The sequence below is a fragment of the Blastococcus sp. CT_GayMR19 genome (genome assembly GCF_004570385.1).
GTDB lineage: Bacteria > Actinomycetota > Actinomycetes > Mycobacteriales > Geodermatophilaceae > Blastococcus_B.
Map to the genome: position 1 here is coordinate 261,969 of NZ_SPQL01000005.1, position 14,195 is coordinate 276,163.

The window sequence follows — 14,195 nt, forward strand, 5'->3', positions numbered from 1 at the left end:
TACCGTCGGTGCCCGTGAGCAGCCCGGAACGCGACAACGCCGAACGCACGTACGTCCTCGCCCATCTCGACGACCTGCACGCCGACCTCGACGCCTGGCTGCGCATCCCGTCGATCTCGGCCGACCCGACGTACGCGCCCGAGGTCGCGGCCAGTGCCACCTGGCTGGCCGAGGCCCTGCGCCGGACCGGCTTCCCGACCGTGGAGATCTGGCCGACTCCGGGTGCGCCGGCCGTCTTCGCCGAGTGGCCGTCGGACGACGCCGCCGCTCCCGTGGCCCTCGTCTACGGCCACCACGACGTCCAGCCGGTGGACCCCCTCGACCTGTGGGAGCACCCGCCGTTCGAGCCCACCCGCGTCGACGGCCCCGACGGCCCCGAGCTGCACGCCCGCGGCGCGATCGACGACAAGGGCAACGTCGCCTTCCACCTGCTCGGCATGCGCGCGCACCTCGCCGCCACCGGCCGGGACGCCCCCGCCGTCACCGTCAAGCTGCTGATCGAGGGCGAGGAGGAGTCGGGCTCGCCGCACTTCGCCGCGCTGCTGAAGGAGAAGGCCGACCGGCTCGCCTGCGACGTCGTCGTCGTCAGCGACACCGGTATGGCCGCCCCTGACGTGCCGAGCGCGGTCACGGCCATGCGCGGGCTCGCCGACGCCGAGATCACGCTGCGCGGCCCCGCTGTCGACCTGCACTCCGGCTCCTTCGGCGGCGCCGTCCCCAACCCGCTGCACGCCATGGCGAAGCTGCTCGCCGGTCTGCACGACGAGCAGGGCCGGGTCACCCTGCCCGGCTTCTACGACAAGGTCCGCCCGCTGTCCGACCGCGAGCGCGAGCTCATGGGCCGGGTGCCCTTCGACGAGCAGGCCTGGCTGGCCGGCCCCGCCGCGTCCCGGGTCGCCACCGGCGAGGAAGGGTTCACCACCCTCGAGCGGACCGGCGCCCGCCCGACCGCCGAGGTCAACGGCATGTGGGGCGGCTACACCGGCCCGGGCCACAAGACGATCATCCCGGCCGAGGCGCACGCCAAGCTGACCTTCCGGCTGGTCGCCGACCAGCGCCCGGAGGACGTCGGCGCGCAGGTGCGCGCCTGGGTGGAGGCGAACCTCCCGGCGGGGATCGAGGCGGACGTGCACACCCCGCCCGGCGGTGTCGCGCCATGCGCCAGCGACCTCGACTCCCCGGCCATGGACGCCCTCCTGCGGGCGATCGCCCAGGCCTTCGACACCGACGCCGACAGGGTCCTCTTCACCCGCGAGGGCGGCAGCGGACCGGAGGCCGATCTCGTCGAGGTGCTCGGTGCCCCACTGCTCTTCCTCGGCGCCGGGCTGCCCACCGACCGCATCCACTCGCCCAACGAGCGGGTCCTGCTGTCGATGCTCACCCGCGGGGCCGAGGCGGCGGCGCACCTGTGGCGGGAGCTCGCCTCAGTTCGCTTCTGACGACCGGGTGCCGACGACGACCGTGGCACCGAGGTCGTCGTCGGTGACCACGCGCGGCCGCAGCCCGGCGCCCGCGACGGCGTCGACCGCGGCGGCAACCTGGCTCTCGCCGACCTCGAACAGCAGGGAGCCCCGAGCGCTCAGCCAGGCGGGCGCCGCGGCGACGACCCGCCGGGCGACGTCCAGGCCGTCCCGCCCCCCGTCGAGCGCGCCGCGGGGTTCGTGCTCCCGGGCCTCTCGCGGCATGGACGCGATCCCGCCGCTGGGCACGTAGGGCACGTTGGCCAGCAGCAGGTCGACGCGGCCCCGCAGCCCCGACGGGAGGGCGTCGAACAGGTCCCCGGCGTGGACCGAACCGCCGACGGCCCCGACGTTGCGCCGCGCGCACGCGACGGCAGCCGGGTCGACGTCGGCCGCGTGCAGCTCCACCGCGGTCACGGCGGCCGCGAGCGCCACCCCGAGGGCGCCCGAGCCGCAGCAGAGGTCGACCACGACGGCGCCCGGCCGGGCGAGTGAAGCGGCCTCGCGGACGAGCACCTCGGTGCGGCGCCGTGGCACGAACACCCCCGGGTCGACGGCGATCCGCAGCCCGCAGAACTCAGCCCAGCCCACGACGTGCTCGAGCGGGAAGCCGGCCACCCGCAGGTCCACGAGGGCGGCGAGCTCGGCGGGCGTCGCGGCCGCGTCCGTCAGCAGCCGGGCCTCGTCCTCGGCGAAGACGCAGCCGGCGGCCCGGAGCCGCGCCACGACGGCGGACTCGTCGAGCGGGGCGGCGGTCATCCGGGCTCCCCTCGGCCGAGGCGGGAACCGTACCCGGCGCGGCGCGTGCACCGGGGACGACCCGAGACCGGGTGTCCGCCGTCCTAGGGTGAGACCGTGACCGGACCTGGGCAGCCGGCCCCGCCGCCGGGCTGGTACCCCGACCCCGACGGGGCACCCGGCCTCGTGCGGTGGTGGAGCGGCTCCGGCTGGTCCGACGTCGCGACGCCGGCGGGACCGGGCGTCGCCGTCCAGGTGTCGCCGGTGCTCGCTCCGCGGCCGCGCCCCGCGGTCGCGCCGTTGCCGACGGAGCCGGCTCCGGCCGGGAACGGTCCACGGGCGGGGTGGATCATCGCGATCTCGCTCCTGGTCCTCGTCCTGGTGGTCGGCGCCGGCCTGCTGGTGGGCCGGTCCGGGAACGGCGGCACGCCTGCCGCCCAGACGACGGTGCAGCTCCCGTCCCCGCCGCCCGGCCCCACGTTCCCGCCCGGGACGGTGCGGATCATCGACGAGGCCTCCGGGATCTCCTATCCGTTCCTCGGCGACGGCTGGTACGAGTGGGACCTCGACCCCCAGTACGAGACCTCGCAGATCGCCGGCCAGTACTTCACGACCCAGGAGGACACGCCCGCCCTCGGCAGCTTCATCGCCCAGTGCACGTCCGGGCCGCTCGCCGACGGTTACGGCTGGGCCGGACCGGGGACGCTCGAGTCGACGACGGCGACGATCGCCGACAGCGTGCGCGGCAACTACTACCCGGGGCCGAACGAGCGGCGGGTGACGCGCGACGAGGCCCGGACCGTCGACGGGCACGCGGCACACCTCATCGAGTTCCAGCTGTCCTGGGACGTGCCCGGCTACGACGCGACCGGCGAGCGGGCCGCGCTCCTGCTCATCGACGTCGGGCGCCCTGCCCCCGCGTTGCTCTACATCTCCATCCCCAACACGCACGCGGAGCTCTACGGCGTCATCGATCGCGTCCTCGACGCAGTGGAGGTGCTCTGAGACGGCCGTCGTACTGTCGGGAGCGTGACGACAGCCGGTGCTGAACTGACCCTGCGGCACCCCGTGGAGCGGTTCACGCTCGACAACGGCCTGCGCGTGGTGCTCGCGCCCGACCGCAGCGTCCCCGTGGTGGCCGTCAGCGTCTTCTACGACGTGGGCATGCGCAACGAGCCCGAGGGACGCACCGGGTTCGCCCACCTCTTCGAGCACATGATGTTCCAGGGCTCGGCCAACGTCCCGAAGATGGAGCACGCCCGGCTGGTCCAGGCCGCCGGCGGCACGTTCAACGGCTCGACCCACCAGGACTACACGAACTACTACGAGGCCCTGCCCTCCGAGGCGCTGGAGCGGGCGCTCTTCCTCGAGGCCGACCGCATGGCCGCGCCGGCGATCACCGAGGAGAACCTCCGCAACCAGATCGACGTCGTCAAGGAGGAGATCCGGGTCAACGTGCTGAACCGGCCCTACGGCGCCTTCCCCTGGCTGCAGCTGCCCCAGATCGCCTTCGCGAGCTTCGCCAACACCCACGACGGCTACGGCTCCTTCGTCGACCTCGAGTCCTCCACGGTGGACGACGCCACCGACTTCTTCTCCCGCTACTACGCGCCGGGCAACGCCGTCCTGTGCATCGGCGGTGACCTCGATGTCACCGAGACCGAGGGCCTGATCGAGCGCTGGTTCGGTCCCGTCGCCGCCCGGCCGGTGCCGCCCGTGCCGCCGACCGGCGAGCCGAGGCCCACGGAGGTCCGTTCCACGGTCGTCGAGGACGCCCTCGCGCCCGCCCCGGCCGTCGCCCTCGGCTGGCGGGTCCCCGACCCGGTCGGCGACTTCGACCGCTACCTCGGCACGGTGCTGCTGGCCGAACTGCTGAGCGAGGGTGACGCCTCCCGCCTGGAGCGGCGGCTCATCCACGACGACCGGATCGCCATCGCGCAGAGCAGCTACGTAGGACTGTTCGGCGACCCGTTCGACGTCCGCGACGCCACCCTGCTCACCACCCAGGTGCACCACCCCGCGGCGGTTCCCGTGGAGAAGGTGCTGTCGGCGGTGCACGAGGAGGTCGCGCGCATCGCCGCGGACGGCGTCGGCGCCGACGAGCTGCGCCGCGTGCAGGCGCGCACCGAGGCACAGTTGCTCCGCCAGGCCGACTCGGTGCTGGGCCGCACGCTGGGCTTCGCCGCCGCCGAGATCGTCCACGGCCGGGCCGAGCTGGCCGGGGAACTCGCCGCCCGGCTGGCCGGCGTGGGTCCGGACGCGGTGCAGGCCGCGGCCCGCGACCTCGATCCCGACACCGTCGCGGTCCTCGAGCTGCGCCCCTCCGGAGGACGTTCATGAGCGCCGTGCTCGACCTCTCGCTCGTCCCGCCCCTGGGCGAGCCGCGCCCGCAGCCGGTGCCGGTGGCGCAGGAGACGACGCTGCCCAACGGCCTGCGGCTGGTCGTCGTGCCCCGCCCCGGCGTGCCGTTGATCGAGCTGCGCCTGCGCGTGCCCTTCGCCGCGGCGGACGCTCCCGCCGCGCGGGCGCTCACCGCGCACGCGTCGGTGCTGTCCGGCGCCGTCCTCCTGGGGACGGCGACGCACGACCAGACCGCGATCGCCGAGCTGCTGCAGAGCCACGGCGCCGAGCTGTCTGTCTCCACCGACGCCGACCGCCTGCTCTTCGCCACCACCCTGCTGACGAGCGGGCTCCAGCCGGTGCTCGGCGTGCTGGCCGAGCTCCTCACCGCGGCGAGCTATCCCGACGACCGCGTCGAGGGCGAGCGGGACCGGGTCGCCGAGCGGATCGCGATAGCCCGCTCCCAGCCCGGGGTCATCGCCCGCACGGCGCTGGCGGCACGGCGCTACGGCGAGCACCCGTACGCCATCCAGCTGCCCGATCCGGAGCTCGTCGCCGCCGTCGACGGGGATGCGCTCCGGATGGTCCACCGCGACCGCGTGCTGCCCGCCGGCAGCAGCCTCGTCCTGGTCGGCGACCTGGACCCGCAGGCGGCGACGGACGCCGTCGGCACCGCCCTGGCCGGCTGGTCGGCGAGCGGGCACGCGGTCGAGGCGCCACCGGCCTCCGAGCTGCGCCCCGCGGGCATCGAGGTCGTCGACCGGCCAGGCGCCGTCCAGTCCAATCTCCGGCTCGGTGGGCCGGCTCCGGGTCGCACCGCTACCGACCTCGCCGCGGTCCGCCTGGCCAACATGATCTTCGGCGGCTACTTCTCCTCGCGGCTGGTCGAGAACATCCGGGAGCGCCGCGGCTACACCTACAGCCCGCGCAGCTCCGTCGACCACCAGACGGCCGGCTCGTCCTTCCTCGTCGAGGCCGACGTCGCGACGGAGGTGACCGGTCCCGCGCTCCTCGAGACCTGGTACGAGCTGGGGCGCATGGCCCTCGTCCCGGTCACCGACGCGGAACTGGACGGCGCCCGCCGCTACGTCCTCGGCAGCATGGCGCTGGCCACCGCGACGCATGCGGGCCTGGCGAGCACCCTGTCGGCGCTGGTCGGCTCCGGCCTCCCGGTCGACTGGCTGGCCGAGCACCAGCGGGACCTGGCCGCCGTGACCGTCGAGGAGGTCCAGGAGGCGTCCCGCCGGTACCTCGCCGCGAGTGCGCTGACCACGGTGGTCGTCGGGGACGCGGACCGGATCACCGGGTCGCTGGGGGCGCTGGCGCCGGTCAGCGTCGCAGCGCAGTGACCGATCCCGCCTGGCCGGAGGGGACACCGGCGACCACCGGGGCCGTCCCGGTGCTGGCCCGGATCGCGCACGACCGGGCCCATCTGTCCCGCACGCTCCCGGATCCCACCGGGGGGCGCCCGGTCCGCGTGCTGCTCGTCGATCCGCAGCGCGCCGTCCCGGTGGCCGAAGGCCCCGACGGGCCGCAGCTGCTCTGGGTGGAGCACCCGGCCCTGCCGGCGGGTGCCGTGTATCTCGGCGAGGCCGACGGGGTGCCCTACGCCGCCGTCCGGGGCGACCGCGCCCTCACCCTCGACGGCCGGACGGTCGACGCCTGGGCGGGTCTGCGGGAGGTCGGCGCGGACCTCGCTGACCTCGACGCCGGACTCCTCGTCCAGGCCATCGGCATCCTGGAGTGGCACGACCGCCACCGCTTCAGCCCGCTCACCGGCGCCGCGACGACCGTCGAGCGGGCCGGCTGGGTGCAGCGAGACCCCACCACCGGCGCCGAGTTCTTCCCCCGCACCGACCCCGCCGTGATCATGCTCGTGCACGACGGCGATCGCGTCGTCCTCGGCCGGCAGGCCGCCTGGCCGCCGGGCCGGTTCTCGATCCTGGCGGGGTTCGTCGAGCCGGGGGAGTCCGCCGAGGCGGCCGTCGTCCGGGAGGTCGCCGAGGAGGTGGGGCTGCGCGTCGCCGACGTCCGGTACGTCGGCAGTCAGCCGTGGCCGTTCCCGCAGTCGCTGATGCTCGGCTTCGTCGCCCGCATCGAGGGCGACGACACGCTGCAGCCGGACCCCTCCGAGATCGAGGAGGCCCGCTGGTTCACCCGTGAGGAGCTGCGGACGGGGAACGGGCCGCGCGCCCTGCCGCCACCGGTCTCGATCGCCCGCCACATCATCGACAGGTGGGTGGCCGGCGAGTTCGGCTGACGGGCGATCAGCCGGCGAAGCGGCCGGAGAGCACCAGCGCCGGCCGGTCCGGATGATCGGCGAGGACGACCGCGTCCGCGAGTGCCGCGGGGTCGACCTCGTCGTCGTAGCGGTCGTAGGCAGGGAGCACCCACGCCTGGTCCGCGGCCACCAGCCGCCGCCGCGCGGCGGGCGCGACGCGCAGGTGCACCACGACGTCGAAGCTCAGCCCCACGCCCTGCAGCAGGGGCCCCGCGACGAGCAGGACGCCGCCGGGCGGCATCGGGAGCCGGCGGGCGCGGGCCGCCCGGTCCCGCTCGACGTCCCAGAGGACCGGCAGGTACTGGCCGGAGCCGCCGGGACCCACCGGGTCAAGGACCTCCCGCGCCAGCGCCCGGACGTCGAGCCAGTCGGTGTAACGCGCGTCCGGGTCCGTCCGCCCGTGCTCCAGCCGCACCGACGCGGGCCGGTAGAAGCCGGCCGCCGGCACGACCACGGCGGCCCGCCCGGCCGAGGGGAGTCGTTCGGCGATCCGTTCTGCCAGCTGCTCCGGAGCGGCCAGCTCCGGGCCGTCGACCGCCACCCGGAGCGCGGTGGCGCCGTCCGGCGGCGGCGTCCGGGCCAGGAGTGCGGCGAGACGGTCGGCGAGCGCTGCCGGGCTGAGCGGCTCCGGACGGGTCAGGAGCGGCCGTCCGCTGCGGCAACCGCCGGGGACCCGACGGGCGTGCCGCGTCCGGCGGCCGGCCTGCGCGACGAGGTCCGGGGAGCAGGCGCTGCGACTGGTCCGATGAGCGGGAGCTGAGCGGCGACGGCGTCCGTCCCGAGCCCCGGCAGCTCCTCGAGCGTGGCGAGGACCTCACGGGCCAGCTCTGCCACGGGCCGCCCCGACGACCGGGCCTCGCGGCGCAGCGAGTCGAACGCCGCGCGCGGGCTGGTCCGGTGCCGCTCGGCGAGCACGCCGATCGCCCGCTCCGTCGAGACCCGTGCCGCCAGCGCGTGCTCCAGCTGGGCGACGGTGCGCTCCAGGGCCGCCAGCCGGCCGTCGGGAGTGTCCGCAGCCGGCACGGCGGCCTGCCCGGGACCCCGCGCGGAACGGCGGGCGGTGCGGTCCGGCTCGATCAGCGCGCCGAACTCCTCGGCGACGAGGTCGGCGAGCGTCATGCCCTCGACGAGGTCGCCGGCCAGCGCGGTGCCGGAGGGTGAGACGATCGACCAGCCGCGCGTCGTGCGGGTCAGCGTGACCGGTGGGACTTCTGCCGACGGGTCCCCGGACGCCGGATCGCGCTCGTCGCTCGCGCTCACGTCATCCGCCTCCTCGGCCAGGCCCGGCCGCATCGACCGGACGACGTCGAGGCCGCGGTCGCGGCCCGCTGAGAGGCGATCATGCCCCCTCGGGGGGCGGGGTCCCGGGATCACGCGCGGTCTACTCCCCGGCCGGGTGACCCAGCTGGGACTTCACCTGGTCGATGCTGGGGTTGGTCAGGGCCGTCCCGTCGGGGAACAGGAGCGTGGGCACCGTCCGGTTCCCGCCGTTGGCCTGCATGACCAGTTCCGCAGCGGCGGCGTCGTTCTCGATGTCCACCTCGGCGAAATCGATGCCCTCGCGCTGCATCAGCTTCTTGAGCCGCACGCAGTAGCCACACCACTGGGTGGTGAACATCGTCACGGCGGCGCCGGGGGTCGTGGTCATCGGGGGGAATCCTCCATGGTCGTGCCGGGCAGGTCCACTCCGGGAGGGGTGGCTCCCGGGAAGCTCCGGGCCGGGCCTGCGGTGTGGCCCGGTCGATCGGTCGCGTGTCCAGGTCAACCGAGACTCCCTGGGGATGCTTCCCCGGACCGTCGTCGCGGGCTGCGAGGATCAGGGGACCAGCCGGACGGATCGGGAAGGGAGGCGTGACATGACCAGTGCGGTGCCGGACGTCGAGTCCCGGGCCGAGGCCGTGCTCGCCGCCCTGGACGAGGAGCAGCGCGAGGCGGCCCAGGCCGTGTCCGGTCCCGTCTGCATCCTCGCGGGTGCAGGCACGGGCAAGACCCGCACCATCACCCACCGCATCGCCTACGGCGTGCACACCGGGGTCTACGTCCCCGAGCAGGTGCTCGCGGTGACGTTCACCGCCCGGGCCGCGGGGGAGCTGCGGGGTCGGCTGGCCGCGCTGGACGTCGGTGGCGTCCAGGCGCGCACCTTCCACGCCGCGGCGATGCGACAGCTCCGGTACTTCGCGCCCCGCGTCCTCGGCGGCCCGATGCCTTCCCTGGTCGAGAACAAGCTCCGGCTCGTGGCGACGGCGGCCGCGCGGGCCCGCCTGTCCACCGACCGCACCAGCCTGCGCGACCTCGCCAGCGAGATCGAGTGGGCCAAGACGACCCTCGCGACGCCGGAGGACTACGGCGCGCGCGCCAAGGCCGCGGGGCGGGAGCCGCCCTTCGAGGCGGCGGCGGTGGCGGCGGTCTACGCCGGCTACGAGTCGGCGAAGCAGCGGGACGGCGCCCTGGACTTCGAGGACCTCCTGCTCGTCACCGCCTACGCGCTGGAGGAGCACCCCGACGTCGCGCGTCAGGTGCGCGGCCAGTACCGGCACTTCGTGGTCGACGAGTACCAGGACGTCAACCCGCTGCAGCAGCGGCTGCTCGACGCCTGGCTCGGCGGCCGCGCGGACGTCTGCGTCGTCGGCGACCCGAACCAGACGATCTACTCGTTCACCGGCGCGAACCCCGACTACCTGCTGGGGTTCGCCGACCGGTATCCCGACGCCGGCGTCGTCAAGCTCGAACGCGACTACCGCTCCACCCCGCAGGTGGTCGCGCTGGCCAACCGGTTGATCGGCCAGGCGCCAAGGCGCAAGGGTCTGCCGGAGCTGCGGCTGCTCGGGCAGCGCGCGGACGGCCCCGAGCCGACGTTCGTCGAGCATCCCGACGAGCCGGCGGAGGCCGCCGCCGTCGCGCTGAAGTGCCGGGCACTGATCGACGCGGGGACGCCGGCCGCCGAGATGGCCGTGCTGTTCCGGATCAACGCCCAGTCCCAGGTCTACGAGGCGGCCCTGGCCGACGCGGGCGTCCCGTACGTCCTGAAGGGCGGCGAGCGGTTCTTCGAGCGTCCCGAGGTCCGCGAGGCGGTGCTCCTGCTCCGGGGCGCCGCGGCCGGCGGCAGCGACCCGGGCGCTCTGGTCCCGACGGTCCGCGACGTGCTGGCCTCGACCGGCTGGGCGGAGCACCGGCCGCCGGCCGGCGGCGCGGCCCGCGACCGCTGGCAGTCGCTGGCCGCGCTGGTCGACCTCGCCGTCGACATGGTGGCGGAGGAACCGACCCTGGACCTCGCCGGCTTCGTCGGGCACCTGGCCGAGCGGGCCGACGCCCAGCACGCCCCCACCGTGCAGGGCGTCACGCTGGCGTCCATGCACGCGGCCAAGGGCCTCGAGTGGGACGTCGTCTTCGTCGTCGGCCTGGTCGACGGCGTGGTCCCGATCGCGCAGTCCCTGGCCCGGCCGGAGGCGGTCGACGAGGAGCGGCGACTGCTCTACGTCGCCGTCACCCGTGCCCGGGAACGGCTCACCCTCTCCTGGTCGCTGGCCCGCAATCCCGGCGCCAAGCGGGCCCGCCCGCGGAGCCGCTTCCTCACCGGACTCGCCCCGGAGTCGACCGCCAGCGCGCCACCCGCACGGCGCGCCGCGAAGCGGGCCAAGGTCGTGCTCGAGGGGGAGGCGGGCGAGCTCTTCGAGCGGCTGCGCGCCTGGCGCAGCTCGGCTGCCCAGACGGCGTCGGTTCCTGCGTACGTCGTCTTCACGGATGCGACGCTGCAGGCGATCGCGGAGACCCGGCCGGCCAACCTGCACGAGCTGTCCGCTCTCCCGGGCATCGGCGCCCGCAAGCTCGATCTCTACGGCGAGGACGTGCTGGCCGCGGTGCGCGACTGAGCTGACCGCAGTCCGGTCGCACTGGGCCAGGCGGCGGTTGCGCACGGCGACGGCAGGCGGTACCGCCCGGTTCCGTCTCCCCGTCCGGAGGACCCGCTCCTTAATTGCGTTGACCGGTTTCCGAGCCACCCCTACTGTCTGGATCGCGCCTGGGGGACTCCTCGCGGCGCGCCAACGTAGGACCGGCCGCGGGCCGGATCCGACCCCGGAAGGAGGGGACCGATGACCACCACCACATGGATGTTCGCTCCCGCCGGGGTGCTCGGCCAGGGGAGCGTCGACGTGCGCCCGTACCCCGGCGTCGTCGTCTGCCCCACCCCCGCGGCAGGTCACGGGACCGGTCTGCCCGCCGGCGGCTTCGCGGCCGAGGTTCGCGGCCTGACCGGCGACGACACCGCCCGGCTGCGTCCGCTGAGCGGCTGCTCGGTCGCCGTCCTGACCCGCGAGCCCCTCGCTCCGCGGTTGACCGCTCAGAAGTTCATCGACCGGCAGTCCACCCAGAACGACGACACCACCCTCGGGATCCACTCCCCGGGGAGACCGCAGAGCTAACCGCTCGACCGGTCCTCCTCGAGGCCGCGGAACCCGAACCCGGGATCCGCGGCCTTTCTCTTTGTCCGCGGCACCCGGCCCCGACCACCGGTCGGCGGTCTCCCGCCGGCCGTCGCAGACAGCGAGTACGAGGAGGATCGGCAGTGCAGCCGACGATCGCCCGACCGACGTCCTACCGCCGGCACGGGCTCCCCTGGACCGGTGGCTCGTCCCCGAGGCGGCCGCGCACCCCGGTCGCACCCGCTCCGGTCCGGCGCCCCCTGCCGTGCCGCGCGGGGAACCCGGAGCTGTGGTTCGCCGACAGCCCTGACCAGCTGGAGGTGGCCAAGCGCCTGTGCGGCGGATGTCCCCTGCGGGACGCCTGCCTCGCCGGCGCCCTGGACCGCGCCGAGCCCTGGGGGGTCTGGGGCGGCGAGATCTTCGAGCGCGGCGTGGTCATCGCGCGGAAGCGACCGCGGGGCCGTCCCCGCAAGGTCGTGGCCGCGTGAGGCCGCAGTCCAGCCGCGGAACACCCGACAGCAACCGATCACTTCTCCCTGAAGGACCTGCCATGCACATGATCGAGCACGAACTGGCCGGCAGCCGCCTGCGCGAGTTGCAGGCGGAGGCCGAGGCCGTCTCCCGCGCCCGCCGGCTGTACGTCGCGCGGCGAGCGGCCCGGCGTGCGGAGCGCGCGATCCAGCGCGCTGCCCGCGCCAGCTCCGCCGTCTACTGAGTCACTGCGGTCCTCCGGACCGCTAGGTCATGTGCTCCCCGGCTTCACTCCTTGAAGCCGGGGAGCCACTCCTCGAGGACGCCGCGGAAGTCCCCGGCGGCGTCGAGCTGGCACAGCACGCCGATCGACCCGATGGTCACCCGGTGGATCAGCAGGTACGCCGGGGGAAGGTTCAGCTGCCGCCCGAGCCGGCTGGCCTCGGACCGGGGATCGGCGATGCGGCCCGCCTGCTCCTGCATCCAGGCGCGGGTGAAGTGGAAGTGGCGGTTCTCCAGCGGTTCGAGCATCGGGCGCAGGAAGTCGTGCACGCCCTGGGCGTCGACCTCCACCGTGGGCCGTACGAAGCCCTCGGTCCGCAGGTCGGCGAGCACCTCGTCGGCCTTGCCGGCCAGCGCCCAGCGCAGCAGCCGGCCGATCGGCTCGGGATGTCCATCGGGCAGACGGGCGGTGGCCCCGAAGTCGATGACGCCGAGCCGCCCGTCGGCGAGCAGCCGGAAGTTGCCGGGATGCGGATCGGCGTGCAGCAGTCCGGCCCGCTGGGGGCCGGAGAAGTGCAGCACCGCCAGGAGATGCCCGGCCCGGTCCCGCTGCTCCCGGGTGCCGCCGGCGATGATCTTGGACAGCGGGGTGCCGTCGAGCCACTCGGAGACGATGACCTTCGGCGCGCTGGCGACCACGCGCGGCACGACGATCTCCGGGTCGCTGGCGTACGCGGCGGCGAACGTCCGCTGCGAGTCGGCCTCCAGGCCGTAGTCCAGCTCCTCCACCACCCGGGCCTTGAGCTCGGCGATCAGGGGCTTGACGTCCAGGCCCGGGAACAGGGCGGCGAACAGCCGCGCGAACCGGGCCAGCTGGTTGAGGTCCGCCATGAGCGCCGTCCCCGCACCCGGGTACTGGATCTTGACCGCGACGTCACGGCCGTCCCGCCACGTCGCGCGGTGCACCTGGCCGATGCTCGCCGCCGCGGCCGGCTCGTCGTCGAAGTGGCGGAACCGCTCCCGCCACTTCCCGCCGAGCTGCTGGGCGAGGACCGCGTGCACGGTGCGCACCGCCATCGGCGGCGCTTCTTCCTGCAACTTCACCAGCGCCTCGCGGTAGGGGCCGGCGATCTCCTCGGGCACGGCGGCCTCGAAGACCGACAGGGTCTGGCCGAGCTTCATCGCCCCGCCCTTGAGCTGCCCGAGGACGGCGAAGAGCTGCTCGGCGGTGCGCTGCTGGAGCTCGGCGGCGACGGCGTCGGCGGGCCGCCCGGAGAGGCGCTGGCCGAACCCGAGCGTCGCGCGTCCGGCTGCGCCGAGCGGAAGGGATGCCAGCCGTGCGGTCCGGGCGACCGATCCCTTCGGCATCACCGGTCCGTCGTCAGTCACGCGTCCTCCTCGCCGGCGATCCCGCGCCCGGACGCCGTGGGGTCGCCTCGGGTGAGCTCGTGTGCACGCTCAGCGGCCCATTGTTCCCTGCCCGGGCTCGACTCCGCCGGGAGGAGCCCCCTCGACGTCCCCCGGCCGGGTGGGCCCGGGGTCCGGGGCGGGGCCGGCGGCACCGCAGCCGCAGGCGGGATGCACCGTCCACCGGCGCAGCCGCGGAGCATGGTCGGGCGGCCTCAGCTCGATGGTGGCGTCGAGCGTGCCGGGGGCGCCGGCGCCGTCCAGATAGGCGAGCACCTGCAGGGCCGCGGTCGCCGCGGTCAGGAGGCAGGTCACGGTCGCACCGCTGGGGAGCGGCTCCGCCGCGGTGAGCTGGGCGGCGAGCGCCGGCCAGCGCGGGTCGGCGTCCCGGCGGTGCAGATCGGCGCAGCGCAGGCAGCTCGTCGCCCCGGGGACGACCAGGGGCCCGACGACGCCGACCTCGCCGCGGACCGCCGCGACGAGGTGCGGCACGCCGCTCCGGTGGATCTCGGTGACGAGGGGGTCCGACGCCGCCCACGCGCGCGCGAGGACGACGAGGTCCGCAGGCGTGCTGGGCGACAGCGGTCGCAGATCGGTGAGCGGGCTGACCCGGCGGATGGCATCCGCCGCGGCGAGCGCGCGCGGACGCCCCTCGTCGGCCGCGCCGAGCCCGCCGACGACCGCGTCGGCGGCGGCGGTGATCCCGGAGTCGCGGATGCTGACCCGGCCCACCCCGCTGGCCGCCAGCACGGCGGCCAGGGGAGCGCCCACGCGGGTCGCGCCCTCGACGACGACAGCGGCGGCCCGGCGCGCTCGCCAGCCGGCACCTGCGGAGGGCGCCAGCGCGCCGGGCAG

General features: G+C 75.2%; 15 protein-coding genes. 9 read left to right on the forward strand and 6 right to left on the reverse strand.

From position 1 onward, the window contains the following. Positions 1 to 14 precede the first annotated feature (14 nt). Positions 15 to 1,439 carry a M20/M25/M40 family metallo-hydrolase gene (locus E4P39_RS09880; protein ID WP_135136343.1) on the forward strand — a complete coding sequence of 475 codons (1,425 nt, stop codon included), beginning with the start codon at positions 15 to 17 and terminating at the stop codon, positions 1,437 to 1,439. On the opposite strand, the gene E4P39_RS09885 is transcribed toward E4P39_RS09880, so the two are convergent. Further along, positions 1,425 to 2,219 (reverse strand): putative protein N(5)-glutamine methyltransferase, encoded by a 795-nt coding sequence (locus tag E4P39_RS09885; protein WP_135136344.1) that lies wholly within the window; start codon positions 2,217 to 2,219, stop codon positions 1,425 to 1,427. The genes E4P39_RS09880 and E4P39_RS09885 overlap by 15 nt on opposite strands. Before the next feature lie 96 nt (positions 2,220 to 2,315). Between E4P39_RS09885 and E4P39_RS09890 the strand changes: the two genes are divergently transcribed. The 4 genes from E4P39_RS09890 to nudC are packed head-to-tail and all read left to right on the forward strand — an operon-like array spanning position 2,316 to position 6,798. Then, entirely contained in the window at positions 2,316 to 3,203 is an 888-nt protein-coding gene (locus tag E4P39_RS09890) for a DUF2510 domain-containing protein (protein ID WP_135136345.1), read from the forward strand. Between the two features lie 24 nt (positions 3,204 to 3,227). Continuing rightward, entirely contained in the window at positions 3,228 to 4,538 is a 1,311-nt protein-coding gene (locus E4P39_RS09895; RefSeq protein WP_135136346.1) for a pitrilysin family protein, read from the forward strand. Next, positions 4,535 to 5,887, forward strand: coding sequence for a pitrilysin family protein (locus E4P39_RS09900; protein ID WP_135136347.1), 1,353 nt, complete (start codon positions 4,535 to 4,537; stop codon positions 5,885 to 5,887). Before E4P39_RS09895 ends, E4P39_RS09900 begins: the two co-directional genes overlap by 4 nt. After that, the gene (nudC, locus tag E4P39_RS09905; RefSeq protein ID WP_135136348.1) at positions 5,884 to 6,798 is read left to right on the forward strand and encodes an NAD(+) diphosphatase; all 915 of its coding nucleotides are present in this window, start codon (positions 5,884 to 5,886) and stop codon (positions 6,796 to 6,798) included. The genes E4P39_RS09900 and nudC overlap by 4 nt, the downstream gene beginning before the upstream one ends. Positions 6,799 to 6,805: 7 nt before the next feature. On the opposite strand, the gene E4P39_RS09910 is transcribed toward nudC, so the two are convergent. The 3 genes from E4P39_RS09910 to E4P39_RS09920 all read right to left on the reverse strand — a co-directional run bounded on the left by E4P39_RS09910 (position 6,806) and on the right by E4P39_RS09920 (position 8,467). Beyond that, on the reverse strand, positions 6,806 to 7,360 hold the full coding sequence (locus E4P39_RS09910) for a uridine kinase (protein ID WP_245159739.1): 555 nt from the start codon (positions 7,358 to 7,360) through the stop codon (positions 6,806 to 6,808). A 95-nt stretch (positions 7,361 to 7,455) separates the two neighbouring features. Then, complete coding sequence (locus tag E4P39_RS09915; protein WP_245159740.1) at positions 7,456 to 8,079, reverse strand: ANTAR domain-containing protein; 624 nt, start codon at positions 8,077 to 8,079, stop codon at positions 7,456 to 7,458. 121 nt (positions 8,080 to 8,200) lie between these two features. After that, on the reverse strand, positions 8,201 to 8,467 hold the full coding sequence (locus tag E4P39_RS09920; protein ID WP_135136351.1) for a glutaredoxin domain-containing protein: 267 nt from the start codon (positions 8,465 to 8,467) through the stop codon (positions 8,201 to 8,203). Between the two features lie 208 nt (positions 8,468 to 8,675). On the opposite strand from E4P39_RS09920, the gene E4P39_RS09925 reads away from it, so the two are divergent. From E4P39_RS09925 to E4P39_RS22305, 4 genes are all read left to right on the forward strand, one after another. Further along, entirely contained in the window at positions 8,676 to 10,688 is a 2,013-nt protein-coding gene (locus E4P39_RS09925) for an ATP-dependent DNA helicase UvrD2 (protein ID WP_135136352.1), read from the forward strand. A 222-nt stretch (positions 10,689 to 10,910) separates the two neighbouring features. Further along, positions 10,911 to 11,240, forward strand: coding sequence for a hypothetical protein (locus E4P39_RS22885; protein WP_245159741.1), 330 nt, complete (start codon positions 10,911 to 10,913; stop codon positions 11,238 to 11,240). A 143-nt stretch (positions 11,241 to 11,383) separates the two neighbouring features. After that, positions 11,384 to 11,728 (forward strand): WhiB family transcriptional regulator, encoded by a 345-nt coding sequence (locus E4P39_RS22890; RefSeq protein ID WP_245159742.1) that lies wholly within the window; start codon positions 11,384 to 11,386, stop codon positions 11,726 to 11,728. Positions 11,729 to 11,790: 62 nt separating this feature from the next. Further along, positions 11,791 to 11,955 (forward strand): hypothetical protein, encoded by a 165-nt coding sequence (locus E4P39_RS22305; RefSeq protein ID WP_167761732.1) that lies wholly within the window; start codon positions 11,791 to 11,793, stop codon positions 11,953 to 11,955. Positions 11,956 to 11,999: 44 nt separating this feature from the next. Here the strand turns inward: E4P39_RS22305 and E4P39_RS09935 are convergent, their stop codons facing one another. Together E4P39_RS09935 and E4P39_RS09940 are read right to left on the reverse strand one after the other, a co-directional pair. Then, positions 12,000 to 13,322, reverse strand: coding sequence for an AarF/ABC1/UbiB kinase family protein (locus tag E4P39_RS09935; protein WP_245159743.1), 1,323 nt, complete (start codon positions 13,320 to 13,322; stop codon positions 12,000 to 12,002). Positions 13,323 to 13,391: 69 nt separating this feature from the next. Next, positions 13,392 to 14,195: ThiF family adenylyltransferase (locus tag E4P39_RS09940; RefSeq protein ID WP_135136354.1), on the reverse strand; the 804-nt coding region annotated here is incomplete at its 5' end.

Excerpts from the sequence above, each read along its gene's own strand:
- E4P39_RS09885 (WP_135136344.1), bottom strand. The coding sequence starts at position 2,219 with ATGACCGCCGCCCCGCTCGACGAGTCCGCCGTCGTGGCGCGGCTCCGG.
- E4P39_RS09900 (WP_135136347.1), top strand. The coding sequence starts at position 4,535 with ATGAGCGCCGTGCTCGACCTCTCGCTCGTCCCGCCCCTGGGCGAGCCG.
- E4P39_RS09920 (WP_135136351.1), bottom strand. The coding sequence starts at position 8,467 with ATGACCACGACCCCCGGCGCCGCCGTGACGATGTTCACCACCCAGTGG.
- E4P39_RS09925 (WP_135136352.1), top strand. The coding sequence starts at position 8,676 with ATGACCAGTGCGGTGCCGGACGTCGAGTCCCGGGCCGAGGCCGTGCTC.
- E4P39_RS22885 (WP_245159741.1), top strand. The coding sequence starts at position 10,911 with ATGACCACCACCACATGGATGTTCGCTCCCGCCGGGGTGCTCGGCCAG.
- E4P39_RS22305 (WP_167761732.1), top strand. The coding sequence starts at position 11,791 with ATGCACATGATCGAGCACGAACTGGCCGGCAGCCGCCTGCGCGAGTTG.